This is a genomic window from Streptomyces sp. NBC_01431 (assembly GCF_036231355.1).
Taxonomy (GTDB): domain Bacteria; phylum Actinomycetota; class Actinomycetes; order Streptomycetales; family Streptomycetaceae; genus Streptomyces.
This window is the reverse complement of sequence record NZ_CP109496.1, coordinates 7655739-7669562: the sequence shown is the minus strand read 5'-3', so window position 1 is coordinate 7669562 and position 13824 is coordinate 7655739. Positions and strand designations below refer to the sequence as shown.

Here is a 13824-nt window from a genome sequence, read left to right as displayed (position 1 = left end):
GCATGTTCGCCTGTCTACGAGGTGACGGAAAGGATCATTGCGGCGTTTCGCCCGCCAACGTCAGGCTCCAGGTTGCTGCGTCTGCCGAGCTACCGCCGGTCGCGCCTGTAGCCTTGGGCTTCTTGTTCGGCAGCGAGAGCCGGAAGACCTTGCGCCACGCGGAGAACACCTGCTTGGGCAGCGGCCCGGTGACGTACTCCAGCTCGTACTTTTCAAACAGCGCTCGCACCTTCACCGCGACCTCGGCGTACCGGTTGCTCGGCAGGTCCGGGAACAGGTGGTGCTCGATCTGGTGCGACAGGTTGCCGGTCATGAAGTGCATGGCCCTGCCGCCGCTGATGTTCGCCGAGCCCATCATCTGGCGCAGGTACCACTGGCCGCGCGTCTCGCCCTTGATCGACTGGCGCTCGAAGACCTGTACGCCCTCGGGGAAGTGCCCGCACATGATCACCGAGTGGGTCCAGATGTTGCGGACCAGGTTCGCGGTGAACGTGGCGGCGAGCGTGGTGAGGAACGACGGGCCCGACAGCAGCGGGTGGATCACGTAGTCCTTGAGCACCTGCTTGCGGATCTTGCGGCCCACAGCCTTGGCTTGGGCGCGGAACTCCGGGTTCTTGCGGCGGCGCTTGTGCAGGTTCTTGCCGAGTTCCAGGTCGTACGCGGCGATGCCGTACTCGAAGAAGCAGGCGTTGATGAAGTTCCACAGCGGCTGGCCGAGGTGGAACGGGTGCCACTTCTGGTCCTCGTCGACGCGCATGATGCCGTAGCCGAGGTCGTTGTCCTTGCCGATCACGTTGGTGTACGTGTGGTGAAGCTCGTTGTGCGAGTGCTTCCACTGGTCGGACGGCGAGACGTGATCCCACTCCCAGGTGGTGGAGTGGATCTTCGGGTCCCGCATCCAGTCCCACTGGCCGTGCAGGATGTTGTGGCCGATCTCCATGTTGTCCATGATCTTCGCCACGGACAGGCCGGCAGTGCCGATCAGCCACGCGGGCGGGAAGATCGAGAACAGCAGCACACCCCTGCTGACCAACTCGAGCTTGCGCTGCGCCGAGATGACCTTACGGATGTAGGCGGCGTCTTTCTCGCCGCGGCTGGCGATCACCTCGTCGCGGATCGCGTCCAGCTCGCGGCCAAGCTCCTCGATCTGCTCCGCGGTCAGGTGGGCGGTGGGGTCGATGGCGGTCAAGGTGCTCCTACCGGTCGATGTCGCAGGGGCCCGCCGCGGCGGACACGCAGGTCTGGATGAGGACGCCCGGCTCGGCCTCGGTGATCTCGCCGGTGCGCAGGTCGCGGACGGCGCCCGCCTTGAGCGGCGTGATGCAGCCGAAGCAGATGCCCATGCGGCACCCGGAGGGCATGAGCACGTCGGCCTGCTCGCCGATGTCCAGCAACGGCGTGGCGCCGTCCGCGTCGACGGTCTTGCGGGTGGCGCTGAACGTGACCTCGCCGCCGTCACCGGCGACGACGATGCCGGGGCGGAAGCGTTCGGTGTGCAGACGCCCCTGTACGCCGTGCTCGGTCCAGTGCTCTTCGGCGGCGTCGAGCAGGCCCGTGGGCCCGCAAGCCCAGGTCTCGCGCTCGGCCCAGTCGGGCACGAGTTCGTCGAGACGGGCGATGTCGAGTCTGCCGTCTGTGTCGGTGTGCACCTCGGTGAGCCGCAGCTTCTTGTCCGCGACCAGGTCGTGCAGTTCGTCGCGGAAGATCACGTCTTGCGGCTGTGGCGCGCAGTGGACCATGACGACGTCGTCGAACTCGATGTCGCGCAACATGCCCATCACGGGCGTGATGCCGCTGCCGGCCGTCAGGTAGAGCACCTTGGCGGGCTTGGCCTGCGGCAGCACGAAGTCACCGGTCGGCTGGTCGAGCTGGATCAGGGTGCCCGGTTTTGCCCTGCGGACCAGGTGGTTGCTGACCTTGCCGCCCGGGATCGCCTTCACGGTGATCGTGACGCGACCGTCCTGGCGGTTTGTCGGCGAGGTGATGGAGTAGGCACGCCACAGGCGCACTCCGTCCACGTCGACCCCGATCCGCACGTACTGACCGGCCGTGTGACCGCGCCAGCCCCGCCCCGGCCTGATCACGATGGTCGCGGCGTCACCCGTCTCGGGGTGCAGGGCCTCGATGCGCCCACGCAGGTCGGCGCCCGCACGCAGCGGGCTGACCAGGTCGAGGTAGTCCGACGGCAGCAGCGGCGTCGTGACCATCTCAAGCAGTTTCCACGCCCTGCTGCGAAGGGCTGTACTCGTCATGACTCCAGCTTGCTGCGCCGCAAGGCGTAAAGTCCTGACCGCAGGATGTGAATCTGGTCGGCGGAATTGTTCGCAGGGAACAAAAACATGAGCCATGCAATCCGGAGGGCCAGCGAGCTGGCCCTGGATGAGACGACGGTCACCGCACTTCGGGCCGCGCTGAAGACCACCGCCGACGAGGTCGTCCAGGCGATCATCGACGAGGTCCCTCCCTACGCCAACGCCCTTTCGGGCCGCATGGGCGCCACCATCCGCCGAGCCGTCCGCACCGCCCTGGGGCACTACCTGGACCTCGCGAGCGGGAAAGCCACAGGCGGCGACGCCGGTGACGCAGCCTACGAGCTGGGCCGCGGCGAGGTGCGCGACGGCCGTTCGATGGACGCCCTGCTCAGCGCCTACCGCGTCGGCGCCCGCGTGGCCTGGCGATGCCTGGCAGCCGGTGCCGTACCCGCAGGTCTGCCCGCCGCCGAGGTCGCCAAGTTCGCCGAGCTGACCTTCGCCTACATCGACGAGCTCTCCGCCGCGAGCGCCGCGGGCCACGCCGACGAACTGGCCGCCCGCGGCCGGGACCACGAGCGCCACCTGGAACACCTGGCCCGCGACCTCCTCGCCGGCGCGAGCCCGGACGTGCTGCTGGCCTCTGTCCAACGGGCTGGGTGGCAGCCTCCGGTTTCACTGACCGCGGTCCTGCTGCCCGCCGCCCAGGCCCGGCCTGCCTACCGCGCGCTCGACCCGAGCACCCTCGTCCTCGACGATCTGCCGGACGCCTTCGGTGTGCTGCTCGTCCCCGATGCCGACCGATCACATCTCTTGCGGCAGCTGACCGACCGCACCGCCGTGGTCGGCCCGGCCCGGCCATGGACTCGTGCGTCCGCCTCGTACGCACGAGCCGCACGCGCGCGCTCCCTCTCCTCCGATATCCGCGACACCGAGGAGCACCTGCCCGAGCTCGTGCTGAGCGCCGACGGGGACGCGTTCGCAGACCTGCGTGCCCGAGCCCTCGCACCGTTGCGGACTTTGCCTGTCGCGACCGCACGGCGGCTGGAGGAGACATTGCGGGCGTGGCTGCTGCACCAGGGCAGGCGGGACGAGGTGGCGGCGGCGTTGTTCGTCCATCCCCAGACCGTCCGGTACCGGCTGTCGCAGCTGCGGGAGCTGTTTCCGGATCTCGCGTCGCCACACCGGGTCCTTGAGCTGACGCTGGCGGTCGGTCTTCGGGTCAGCTGACGCGTACTTCGACCGTCCACGGTTTTTGTGAACCTACGCCGGAGGTACGCCCGCCCGCGCCGCCGGGACCAACACCGAGTACCCGACCGCGATGCACGTCGGCGACCGCACGATCGACTTCGAGGGCGGCGTGCAGCACGAGTTGCCGCTGGTGCGGGGCGCTGCCGCGCCACGCACGTCCTGTCGCCGTCCGAACCGGTACGGACCCGCCTCGGGCCGCGGCGTTCATTCGGCGGCGTCGGATGCCGGTGTCGGCTGGGGCTGGGTGAGGTTGTCCATGATCAGGCCGAGGGTGAACTCGAACCGGTCGTGTCCGGTGCCGGAGGTCAGCTCAGCGGCATAGCGTCGGGTCTGCGGAAACGTGTCGGCCGGCAGCTCGGTGAACCGGCGGATCAACTCCTCGCGGCCAAGGACCCATTCCTGGTCAGGGTCTCTGCGCCGCTGCAGGACCAGCGACTGCTCCAAGGCGTAGGCGCTGACGTAGAGAGACAGGGCATCGAGTACCCAGGCGGCGGTCTTCGGCTCGATTCCGCCGCGGAGCAGGATCGCCAAAAGCCCTTCCCTCACCCGCAACGTGGAGAGGTTGGTGGGGACAACGCCCAGCGCGGCACGGGAGATTCCGGGGTATTTCAGGTACTGGTCGCGAATCTGCGCGTACACGTCGAGGATTTGCTTGCGCCAGCTGGCCGGGTCCGGCTCGGGCAGCACGATCTCGCGGCAGAGCCGGCCGATGAGCAGATCGTCGATGTCCTCCTTGCTGACGATGTGTGCGTACAGCGACGACGGCCCGGTACCGAGCACCGCGGCGACGCGACGGATGGTCAGCGCTTCGTAGCCCTCGGTGGCCACGACCTGCAGGGCGGCGTCGGTGATCCGGTCGACTGTGATGGGCTTCTTGCGCGGGCGGGCCGCTGAGGGCTCCCCAGCGGACTGGGCGCGACGGGCTGCTCGGCGTTGCCGGGGAGGGGTGGGCATGCTGACCAGCATAGCTTGACACGAACTAAGTTCGCCTTCTAGAACTTAGATCGTCCATGCAGAACTAAGTTCGTATCTGCGTGGCTGGCGGACCCCTGCTCAGGTCCTGAGCAGGGTTCGGAGAGTCCTCTGGAGGTATGTGATGCGAGTTTCCGTGGCCGGAGCCGGTCTGGGGGGTCTGTGCTTGGCGCAGGGCCTGCGGGGTGCCGGGATCGAGGTCGACGTGTACGAGCGGGACCCAGCCATCACCGCACGCTTCCAGGGGTATCGGCTCGTACTGGATCCGGTCGGATTCGCGGCGCTGCGTAGCTGTCTGCCACAGCGTTGGCACCCGCTGCTGGACGCGGTCGTCAGTGACACCTACGTTGAGCGACTGGCCTTGGACGCCCAGCTCAACAAGATCGGCGAACTCGGCCCCGCCAGGAGCGGGATCGCGGTCGACCGGCAAGTACTCCGGTACCTGCTGCTGACCGGACTCACCGTGCACACCGGCGCTGCGCTGACCGGTTACGACGTCTTGGACAACGGCAAGGTCGAAGCCCGGTTCGCGCAACGCGATCCGGCAATCGCTGATCTGCTCGTCGGTGCGGACGGGGTCGGCTCCGCGGTTCGCCAGGTGCTGACGCCACAGACCACCCCGACCGACACCGGCGTGCGGTTCGTCATCGGCCGCACCCCACTGACGGAGCAGTTCGTCGGCCTGTCCCGGGCCTACGGCGGGAAGATCGTCGGCGGCGGAGTGAGTCTGCTGCTCGGGGCGATGCGGTTCCCCATTCCGCCCAAGGAAGCGGCGGAGAAACTGGCACCCGAAGTAACGCTCCCTGACATCCATGACTACGTGCGCTGGGCCATGATCCTCCCGCCGAACGGCTCTCTCGGCACCTTGACGGCACAGGAGGCCGCGCTGGCCAGGATGAAAGGTTGGCACCCGGACCTGCAGGCGCTCATCGAGCAGGCCGACCCGGACAACAGCACCCTGCTGTCCATCGGGGTGGTCGAGCCAGGTGAGCGCTGGGCGCCCGGTCCGGTCACACTGCTCGGTGACGCCATCCACGCCACCTCTCCGACCGGCGGCAACGGTGCCAACACCGCCCTGCGCGATGCCGACCTGCTGAGCCGCTGCCTGGTTGAGGCCGCCGAGGGCCGTCGAGACCTTCTCTCCGCGGTCGACAACTACGAGCGGCAGATGTTCAAGTACGGGAGCGAGGCCGTGAGCCACAGCCTCGCCGCGCTACCCGCCTTCGTCCCCAACCCGGACTGACCCGAGCCGACATAGGTACAGAACCTCCCAGCCACGCCCTCAAAGCCGAACGGCCCGTTTCCCACCCTCTAGCCTGAAGAAGCCAACTATCAATCACCCGAACCCAGTTCACGGCACGACAGGTGACACACCGTCAGGCTTGCCGGTTTTGCAGAACCCGGGGCGATGCCCGTCCTGGGAATCCGGCGACGCTGGCACAACTGCCTTGGGTGCGGCTCCTTTTGAGTGAGCTTGGGGGTCAGGCTCCGAGTTCGTAGTGGTGCTGGTCGGGGTGGGGATGGAGGCGTGCGCGTTCCCGCTGGGTGTGGAAGATCCAATATTGCGGGAAGTCTCCGTTGCTGATGAGGGCACGGAGGGTGAGTACGGCTTCGGCGCCGGGAGCGCTCCATCTGCTGCCGGTGATGTCGAGACGGTCGGCCACCAGATGGCGTGCGGATCCTTCAACGATGCCGCTGGCGATGGGCCAGCCGACCTCAAGGGGCGATGGCCAGGATCGCAGCATTGCTGGTGCCTGGTGGCCGGTTCTTCGTCCACCTGCGCCACGGCCCCGTGCCCGATGGCCGCCGGATGTTCGCCGTGTCCGCCGTTGAGACAGCGCTCCACTCCCTCGCCCGGCTCGTACTCGCCCCGCTCCTGCGACTGATCTACCGGCGCGTCATCCGCGGCCGCGGCAACGTCCCGCGGCGCGGCCCGGTCATTCTCGCCGGCAACCACCTGTCATTCATCGACAGCATCGTCATCGCTCTCCTGGCCCCGCGCCCGGTCCACTTCCTCGCCAAGGACGAATACTTCACCGGCACCGGAGTCGAAGGCGCCCTCACACGCCTCTTCTTCACCGCCTTTGGGGGTCTCGCAGAACTCGCACAACTGGCAATTGTGAGACCGCCCGCCCATGGGGGCCGAGAGCGAACCGGGCAATCCCGCACTGCGAACATGTTCGTTACGATCCGGTTATGACTGCGAGAAGAGAGCCGATCAGCCGCCGGGAGCGTCCGGCGAAGCCCGCCCTGTCCCGGCGCTGGATTGTGGATACCGCCTTGCGGATCATGCGGGCGGAGGGGCTGGGGAAGGTCACGATGCGCCGCCTGGCACAGGAGCTGGATACCGGCCCGGCGTCACTGTACGTCTACATCGCCAACACCGCCGAGCTGCACGCGGCCGTTCTCGATTCCCTGCTCGGCGGGGTCGACCTGACCGGGCGGGACGGAGGTGAGGGCTGGCGCGAGCAGCTGCGCGCCGTCATGACTTCGTACACCCAGGTGCTGTTCGAGCACCCGCAGCTGGCGCGGGCGGCGCTCGTCGCCCGCCCGAGCGGCGAGAACTACCTGCGCCTGGTGGAGCGCATCCTCGATCTCCTGTCACAAAGCGGCGCCGGCCGCAAGGAGGTCGCCTGGGGGGTGGACAAACTGCTCCAGGACGCGACGGCCACCGCTGCCGAGCACTCGACGCGTAAGCACGATCTCGCCTCCGAGGACGACTGGAACGCCACCGTGCGTGCGCTGCACGCCGTGGACGCCGCCACGCATCCGGCGATCACCGCGCACATGCCTGCCCTGATCGGCGGCTCGGTGTCGGACAGGATCCGCTGGAGCTTCGACGTCCTGGTCAACGGCATTGTGCACACGCGCGTTCCGGGCGCAGGAGGCTGAGTTCCGGGCGCGCTCGCCCGCCCGCCCGCCCTGCCGACGGCTGCTGCTTGGTTGAACGCAGTTTCCTCGCAGCCTGCCGCTGACGCACAGACCGCATCGAACTTGTTCGCAACGAACATGTTCGCTACGGTCTTGTGTGTGGCCGCGCCATAGCCTGCCGATCACGCGTACGCCGGCCTCCCTCGGGAGCTTGGCCGTGTCGGCGGGGCCAGCTCGGCGGCCAGAGGCGTTCCCCTACTGCTTTCGGAGGCCCCCATGAGCACCAGCCATTTCCCGATCGCGATCGTCGGCGCAGGTCTTGGCGGCCTGACCGCCGCCCGTGTTCTGCACGTCAACGGCATTGAGTCGGCGGTCTTCGAGCTGGAGGCGTCGGCCGCGGTCCGTACGCAGGGCGGGATGCTCGACATCCACGAGAACAACGGGCAGAAGGCCCTGCACGCCGCCGACCTCCACGACGACTTCCTCAAGATCGTCCATGAGGGTGGTCAGGCCATGCGCCTGCTCGGCCCCGACGGCACGGTGCACGTGGCCGAGGAGGACGACGGCACCGGCGGCCGGCCGGAGGTGGACCGTGGCGACCTGCGGGACCTGCTGTTGGGCTCCCTGCCCGACGGCACGATCCACTGGGGCCGCAAGGGTACCGGCGCCCGCGCGCTGGGCGACGGGCGTCATGAGGTGACGTTCGCCGACGGCTCGGCCATCACCACCGATCTCCTGATCGGCGCGGACGGCGCCTGGTCCCGGATTAGGCCGCTGGTCTCGGATGCCCGGCCCGCCTACACCGGCATCTCCTTCGTCGAGACCGACCTGTTCGACGCCGACACCCGTCACCCGCGCAGCGCCGCAGTCATCGGCGGCGGGTTCTTCATCGCCCTGGGGGACGAACGCGGTGTCCTCGCGCACCGGGAGAGCGATGGCAGTCTCCACGTCTACACGGCACTCAAGGTCGACGAGGGCTGGCTGGACACGGCCGACTTCACCGACCAGGCAGCCGCCAAGGCTGCGGTCCTCACCCACTTCGAGGGCTGGGACGAGGGTCTGCGCGCCCTGGTAGCCGACGCGGACACGATCACCCCGCGCCCTATTCACGCCCTGCCCGTCGGGCATCGCTGGGACCGCGTACCGGGCGTGACGCTCCTCGGTGACGCCGCTCACGTCATGTCCCCCTTCGCCGGGGAGGGCGCCAACCTCGCCATGTTCGACGGCTCCGAACTCGCCCTGGCCATCGCCGCACATCGCGGCGACACCGAAGCCGCTCTGGCCGCGTACGAGGAGGCCCTCTTCCCGCGCAGCGAGTCGTCCGCCGCCGAGTCCGCCGCCAACCTGGACACGATGTTCGGCGCGCGGGGCCTGGAGCAGATGGTCGCGTTCTTCACCTCCGGCCCGGCAGCCCGGTAAGGCCCGGCCCGACAGCCACCGCTCCCCCAAGTCACCGAACCGCTCAGCCAATCCAGGAGGAACCCGAGCCTCGGCTACCGGCCAGTGAACCCCTGCCGTCCGGTTCCCCGTCCGCGTGCCGACGTCGGCGCTGTCCTCGGCAAGCGGTTGATCACGCGTGGCCGGGGGACCGATCCGCGCCCTGGGCAGGGAGCCGAATGCTTCTTCCACCTGCCGGAGGCACGATGCCGAAGATGGCGATCATTCTCGGCAGCACCCGCACCGGACGTGCGGCGAACGCGTCGCACGGTGGGTCCTGGAGCAGGCCCAGAAGCGCGGCGACGCCGACTACGACCTGATCGACCTGGCCGAGGTCGACCTGCCGCAGATCGACGAACCGTTCCCGCCCGCCATGGGTCGCTACACCCACCCCACTGCTCGATACCGAGCAGGACGAGCCCCGGCACCTGCGCAATCAAGCCCGCGCGGACCTCGCCCTGCTCGGCCGCACCTACCAAAAGCGCGCCCCGCGAACCGCAGGCACGAGGCTGAGAAAGGCCAGTGCGGGGTGGCAGCATCACCAGGGAGGACGCTCTCGATCTATGCGAAGGGCGGGATGACGAGCACGCATCCGCCGCCCGGTCGCCGTCCCGTCGGCCCCCGCGTTCGTCCGCGACGCCCTCGCGGAGTTCAATACGGCGACCGCACGCCGGACTACCGGGAGCCCGCCACAGGCCGCTGCTTGTAGAAGGACTCCTTGAGGTAGGCGGCATCGTGTGGCTGGTAGGGCTCCTCCAGGTAGGCGGCCTCGTCTTCGTCGAGTTCGACGTCCACCGCGGCGACCGCGTCGGCCAACTGGGCCGGCTTGGTGACCCCGACGATGGGCGAGGTCACCACCGGGTTGCGCATGACCCAGGCCAGGGCGACCTGGGCCGCGGAAAGACCCCGCCTGCCCGCGATCTCGTGGACGCGCTCGGCCACTGCCTGGTCCGCGTCGCGGTAGAGGATCTTGCCGCCCGGGTCTGTTGCGGCACGCGCCGTGGCGGTGTCCCCGACCCGCGTCAGCCTGCCCCGCGCCAGCGGGCTCCACGGGATCACGCCGATGCCCTGGTCGGCGCAGAGCGGGAGCATCTCCCGCTCCGCTTCCCGGTGGATGAGGTTGTAGTGGTCCTGCATCGACACGAACCGCGTCCAGCCGTTCAGGTCAGCCAGGTACAGGGCCTTGGCGAACTGCCAGGCGTACATGGAAGAGGCGCCGATGTAGCGGACCTTCCCGGACCTGACCGCGTCGTGCAGCGCCTCGAGGGTTTCCTCGATCGGGGTGTCGTAGTCCCAGCGGTGGATCTGGTACAGGTCGATGTAGTCGGTCCCCAGCCGCTTCAGGGAGGCGTCGAGCTCGGCGAAGATCGCCTTGCGTGACAGCCCGGCGCCATTCGGACCGGGCCGCATCCGCATCCAGACCTTGGTGGAGAGCACGACCTCCTCGCGCCGGGTGAAGTCCTTGACCGCCTGACCGACGATCTCCTCGCTGCTTCCGGCGCTGTACCCATTGGCCGTGTCGAGGAAGTTGACGCCGGCCTCAAGGGCCTGCTTGATGATGTCCCGGCTGGCGTCCGCGCCCAGCGACCAGGGCTCACCGCCCCGGTCCGGCTCGCCGAAGCTCATGCAACCGAGGGTGATGGCGGAGACTTCCAGCCCGGTCGTTCCGAGTTTGATGTATCGCATGCACCCGAACCTAGGAGTTGGAGTGCGCACTAACGCAATACGTCTCGGTCCGATATTCGCAGGCATGGGGCATGTGCGCCCTGCTTGGTTTCGACCGTTTCGGCGGCAGTACCAGGGAGTCCGGTGGTAGCGAGTAACAAACTGTCAATTCTCCGCCGAGAGCGGGGCACTACGCAACCCTCCCCGACGGCAAACCGAGTGAACAGCACCGTCACAACCTCGACATGAGCCAGGGCCGGGGCGTGCAAACGATGCGGCCGGTGCGGTCCCGGGCGGCCAGAGGGATCGAGACAGTTCGCGTCGGCGGGACCGTTCACTTGCCGAAGGAGAGAAGCGCGTGATCCTTCCCTTTGTCGGACGGGCTCTGCACTCGGCCGTTGAGCATGAAGAACCGTCCGCCTGACCAGAGCATGTGCGGATTGAGGAAGAAGGCGCGTTCGCCGCCGATCGCCGCTTCCGGGCTCTGCAGCACTACCTGGGGAGCTCCGCCCGTCGGGGCGAAGGTGGCCATGGCGGCCGCGTCCTGGACCCTGCCGGGCTGCACGTATGCCACGAGCTTTCCGCCCTCGACGGCCTGGGGTCGCATGGCCCGGCCCTTGGGGTCCTTGGTGCGCCATTTCTCCTTGCCGTTGCCGAGGTCGATCGCGACGACCTCATTGGTCTCCGGGTAGCTGGTGATGGCTCCACCGGAACCCTCCGTTCCCAGATACAGGGTGCCGGTGTCGGCTGCCGCGGCCGTACACCCGTCAAGGCCTTGACCGTCGTGGCCGTCACACCCGCCCATGGTCTTGAAGTTCGGCTCCACCTGCCAGCGGACCTTGCCGTCCGGGGCGAACGCCGTGAGATTCCACGTCTTCTTGTCCGTGTTGCTTGCGGCCACGACCAGCGGGTCCGACGAGAGGACCGCGGTGACGCTCCAGCCCTGCTGGTACTTGTAGTTCCACTTGGACTTTCCTGTCGCCGGATCGAGCTCCTCGACCAGGCTCTGGGCCTTGTTGATGTCATCGGAGCTGCACAGACCCACGCTGATCAACTTGGGGCCGCCGCCGATGTCGTACGGGCTGCAACCCGCGGTCTTCCACGAACCGAACCGCTTGCTGCCGTCGGTGACGGAGAAGCCGCTCGCGTAGGCGCCGTGGTGGACCACGACGGTGTCGCCGGAGACGGCGAGGGTGAATTCATTGGTGGTGTCGTACGACGATTCCTGCGGCACCGTCACCTTCCAGCCGACCTGGCCCGTGGCGAGATCGATCTGCTGAAGGTATGTGCAGTGGGCGGCCTTGGTGTTGTTCTCCTGCGTCGCGATGATGGCTTTGCCGGTGCCGGAGGGAAGGCGCGCCGCGCCGCAGACCGGCGTCTCCAAGGACGTGCTCCACTTCTGCGTACCGTCGGCCACCGCGTATCCGGTGATTTCCTTGTACATCGCCTTGGCGACGACGTCACCAGCCCGCCACGGGCCGTATTGCAGCGCGCCTTCCTTGGTCAATTGGGTGTCGTTCTCGCGCACCCAGACTCGCGCCTCGCCCGGCTTCATGTCTGCGTTGAAGTCGTACGCGTCATTGCCGCCCCCGGGGCCCTTTCCGTCGCCCTTGTCGACGGAGGGGGACGACGAGGGCCCGGAAGCCGTGGATTTCGCGCCCGGCTTCTCGCGGCCATCGCCGACTTTCCCGGTCCATACGTACACGCCGCCGCCCAGCAGGAGCAGGCCCGCGGTCAGCGCGGAAACCAGTACGGCACGTCTGCCTCGGAAGAGGCGCCGACCGACGCCCGGCGGGGGTGCCGCAGGGGGAGATGGTTGTCCCGTACCGCTGTAGCCGCCCGGGTAGGGGGGCCGGGCCGTATAGGGGCTGCCGCCGGAAGCCGAAGGCTGCCCCGGGTAGCCGTAACCGACGCCAGGCGATGCGCTGTCCGGCCGTTCGTACCCGCCGTCGGGCTGGGCGTAAGGGTTGCCCGGTACCGGCTTCTGCGGAGGCTGATCACCGCGTGGCTGGGAATGGGGTGGCTGCGTCACAGCGGTGTTCCCTCCGGATCTTTCACGTGCCTGTTCTTCGCCATCAATCGATGTCCGCTCGAATCCACGTCACAACTGCGGCTGTCCGGTGGGGGTTCCGGACAGCCGGACGGTGCTGAGGATTCGCATGATGACGTCATCGCCGACGGCACCGGGGACGCCCGTCCTGCCGTAGAAGTCCCAGGCGACGAAATCGCCCTTGGAATTCTTGAAGCCGAACACGATCGCCTGGCCGTCGCCGGTGCACTTGTTGGGCTTCTTGGCGCCTTCGGAGTGCGACCTGACGTAACTGCCCTCCACACCGGCCTTGGTCGTGTACTTCACGGGCTTGTCCCACTTGACGACAGACTTGTCCGGTTGTGTGTAAGCGGCGTACACCCAGGTCGGAGCCGACTTCTCGGCGACCTCGTCGGTGCTCTTCGCGCCGTCCGCGCCTTTGGTGCCCACCGAGGCCAGCGCGAAGTCGTCGATCTTGCCGTCGCCGTCCGCGTCGATGCGGCACCACTGGGACTTGTAGAAGGCGGGTGCCGTGTGTCCGATGAGAGCCTTGTCCGGGTTCCCGTGCTCCGAGAAGCCGCTGAAGACGGTGGGAGCCTCCACCTCCCACTCCGGCGGGATGTCGAAGGCCGTGCCGTGAGCGGGATTCACCACCACCTTCCAGCCCGCGATGGTCGGCTTCACCCCGCCCGGCCCCAAGGAGCCGGAAGGCGAGGCCGAAGGAGCGGAGGCGGAGGGACTTGGCTTCGCGTCGGCTCTGTCGCCGCCGTTCCCGTCGTGGCGCAGGACCATCACGCCGGTGACCACTGCGGCGATCAGCACGGCCATCGCGGCGCATATCGCGACGACGACGGTGCGTCTCTTGTCGTTGTCCGGCGGCCCAGGCGCCCCGAACGGACTCCCGCCCGCCGCATACTGCGGGACGGCCGGCTGCCCGGGAGGCCCGAAGCCTCCCCCCTGCGCTTGCGGATACGTGTCCCCAGGAGGCGGCCCATAGCCATGAGTGCCATGAGTCAGGGGAAAGCCGTACCCCGGCTGCGCCGGAGGCAGGTGCGGCGCTCCGCCACCCGCGCCGCCCGGCGGCTGGTCACTGGAGGGCTGGGACACGGCAGAGCTCCTTCCGGCAGCCACCCCTGGCGGCGCTCGATGTCGTACGCGATGCGTCTTCGGCCTCGCCGCGGAAGTCACGGTCGAGGTGAACACCCCTCTACTCTCCCTCACTTGAGGCCCGAGTGGTGAGGGTGGCATCGCACAACACGATTGCCTTTGTGGCTCAAGTCCCCCTTGACTACATGTCGTGATGTGGTCCGCGTCAGCTTGGCGAGTTCCGACACCGCGACGGTTTGCGAC

Annotated in this window: 12 protein-coding genes and 1 pseudogene; 5 read left to right on the top strand and 8 right to left on the bottom strand. The window is 68.1% G+C overall.

Going from position 1 to position 13824, the window contains the following annotated elements; all coding sequences use genetic code 11:
* Positions 1–34: 34 nt before the first annotated feature.
* Together OG522_RS35010 and OG522_RS35005 are read right to left on the bottom strand one after the other, a co-directional pair.
* The gene (locus OG522_RS35010; RefSeq protein ID WP_329467064.1) at positions 35–1189 is read right to left on the bottom strand and encodes a fatty acid desaturase family protein; all 1155 of its coding nucleotides are present in this window, start codon (positions 1187–1189) and stop codon (positions 35–37) included.
* 7 nt (positions 1190–1196) lie between these two features.
* Positions 1197–2252, bottom strand: coding sequence for a ferredoxin reductase (locus OG522_RS35005; protein WP_329467063.1), 1056 nt, complete (start codon positions 2250–2252; stop codon positions 1197–1199).
* An 87-nt stretch (positions 2253–2339) separates the two neighbouring features.
* Between OG522_RS35005 and OG522_RS35000 the strand changes: the two genes are divergently transcribed.
* Positions 2340–3479, top strand: coding sequence for a helix-turn-helix domain-containing protein (locus tag OG522_RS35000; RefSeq protein WP_329467062.1), 1140 nt, complete (start codon positions 2340–2342; stop codon positions 3477–3479).
* Between the two features lie 225 nt (positions 3480–3704).
* Here the strand turns inward: OG522_RS35000 and OG522_RS34995 are convergent, their stop codons facing one another.
* The gene (locus OG522_RS34995; protein WP_329467061.1) at positions 3705–4454 is read right to left on the bottom strand and encodes a TetR/AcrR family transcriptional regulator; all 750 of its coding nucleotides are present in this window, start codon (positions 4452–4454) and stop codon (positions 3705–3707) included.
* 142 nt (positions 4455–4596) lie between these two features.
* On the opposite strand from OG522_RS34995, the gene OG522_RS34990 reads away from it, so the two are divergent.
* Positions 4597–5715 (top strand): FAD-dependent oxidoreductase, encoded by a 1119-nt coding sequence (locus OG522_RS34990; protein WP_329467060.1) that lies wholly within the window; start codon positions 4597–4599, stop codon positions 5713–5715.
* A 238-nt stretch (positions 5716–5953) separates the two neighbouring features.
* Here OG522_RS34990 and OG522_RS34985 read toward each other — a convergent pair.
* A pseudogene (locus OG522_RS34985) lies at positions 5954–6205 on the bottom strand (ISKra4 family transposase); the annotation flags it as partial.
* Between the two features lie 2 nt (positions 6206–6207).
* On the opposite strand from OG522_RS34985, the gene OG522_RS34980 reads away from it, so the two are divergent.
* The 3 genes from OG522_RS34980 to OG522_RS34970 all read left to right on the top strand — a co-directional run bounded on the left by OG522_RS34980 (position 6208) and on the right by OG522_RS34970 (position 8762).
* Complete coding sequence (locus OG522_RS34980) at positions 6208–6672, top strand: lysophospholipid acyltransferase family protein (RefSeq protein WP_329467855.1); 465 nt, start codon at positions 6208–6210, stop codon at positions 6670–6672.
* Positions 6669–7364 (top strand): TetR/AcrR family transcriptional regulator, encoded by a 696-nt coding sequence (locus OG522_RS34975; RefSeq protein ID WP_329467059.1) that lies wholly within the window; start codon positions 6669–6671, stop codon positions 7362–7364. The genes OG522_RS34980 and OG522_RS34975 overlap by 4 nt, the downstream gene beginning before the upstream one ends.
* A 255-nt stretch (positions 7365–7619) precedes the next feature.
* Complete coding sequence (locus tag OG522_RS34970) at positions 7620–8762, top strand: FAD-dependent oxidoreductase (protein ID WP_329467058.1); 1143 nt, start codon at positions 7620–7622, stop codon at positions 8760–8762.
* A 151-nt stretch (positions 8763–8913) separates the two neighbouring features.
* Here OG522_RS34970 and OG522_RS34965 read toward each other — a convergent pair whose 3' ends face one another.
* The 4 genes from OG522_RS34965 to OG522_RS34950 all read right to left on the bottom strand — a co-directional run bounded on the left by OG522_RS34965 (position 8914) and on the right by OG522_RS34950 (position 13302).
* Complete coding sequence (locus OG522_RS34965) at positions 8914–9171, bottom strand: hypothetical protein (protein ID WP_329467057.1); 258 nt, start codon at positions 9169–9171, stop codon at positions 8914–8916.
* Between the two features lie 284 nt (positions 9172–9455).
* Entirely contained in the window at positions 9456–10466 is a 1011-nt protein-coding gene (locus OG522_RS34960) for an aldo/keto reductase (RefSeq protein ID WP_329467056.1), read from the bottom strand.
* A 313-nt stretch (positions 10467–10779) separates the two neighbouring features.
* Entirely contained in the window at positions 10780–12477 is a 1698-nt protein-coding gene (locus OG522_RS34955; protein ID WP_329467055.1) for an outer membrane protein assembly factor BamB family protein, read from the bottom strand.
* Between the two features lie 69 nt (positions 12478–12546).
* Complete coding sequence (locus OG522_RS34950) at positions 12547–13302, bottom strand: hypothetical protein (RefSeq protein WP_329467054.1); 756 nt, start codon at positions 13300–13302, stop codon at positions 12547–12549.
* Positions 13303–13824: the final 522 nt, after the last annotated feature.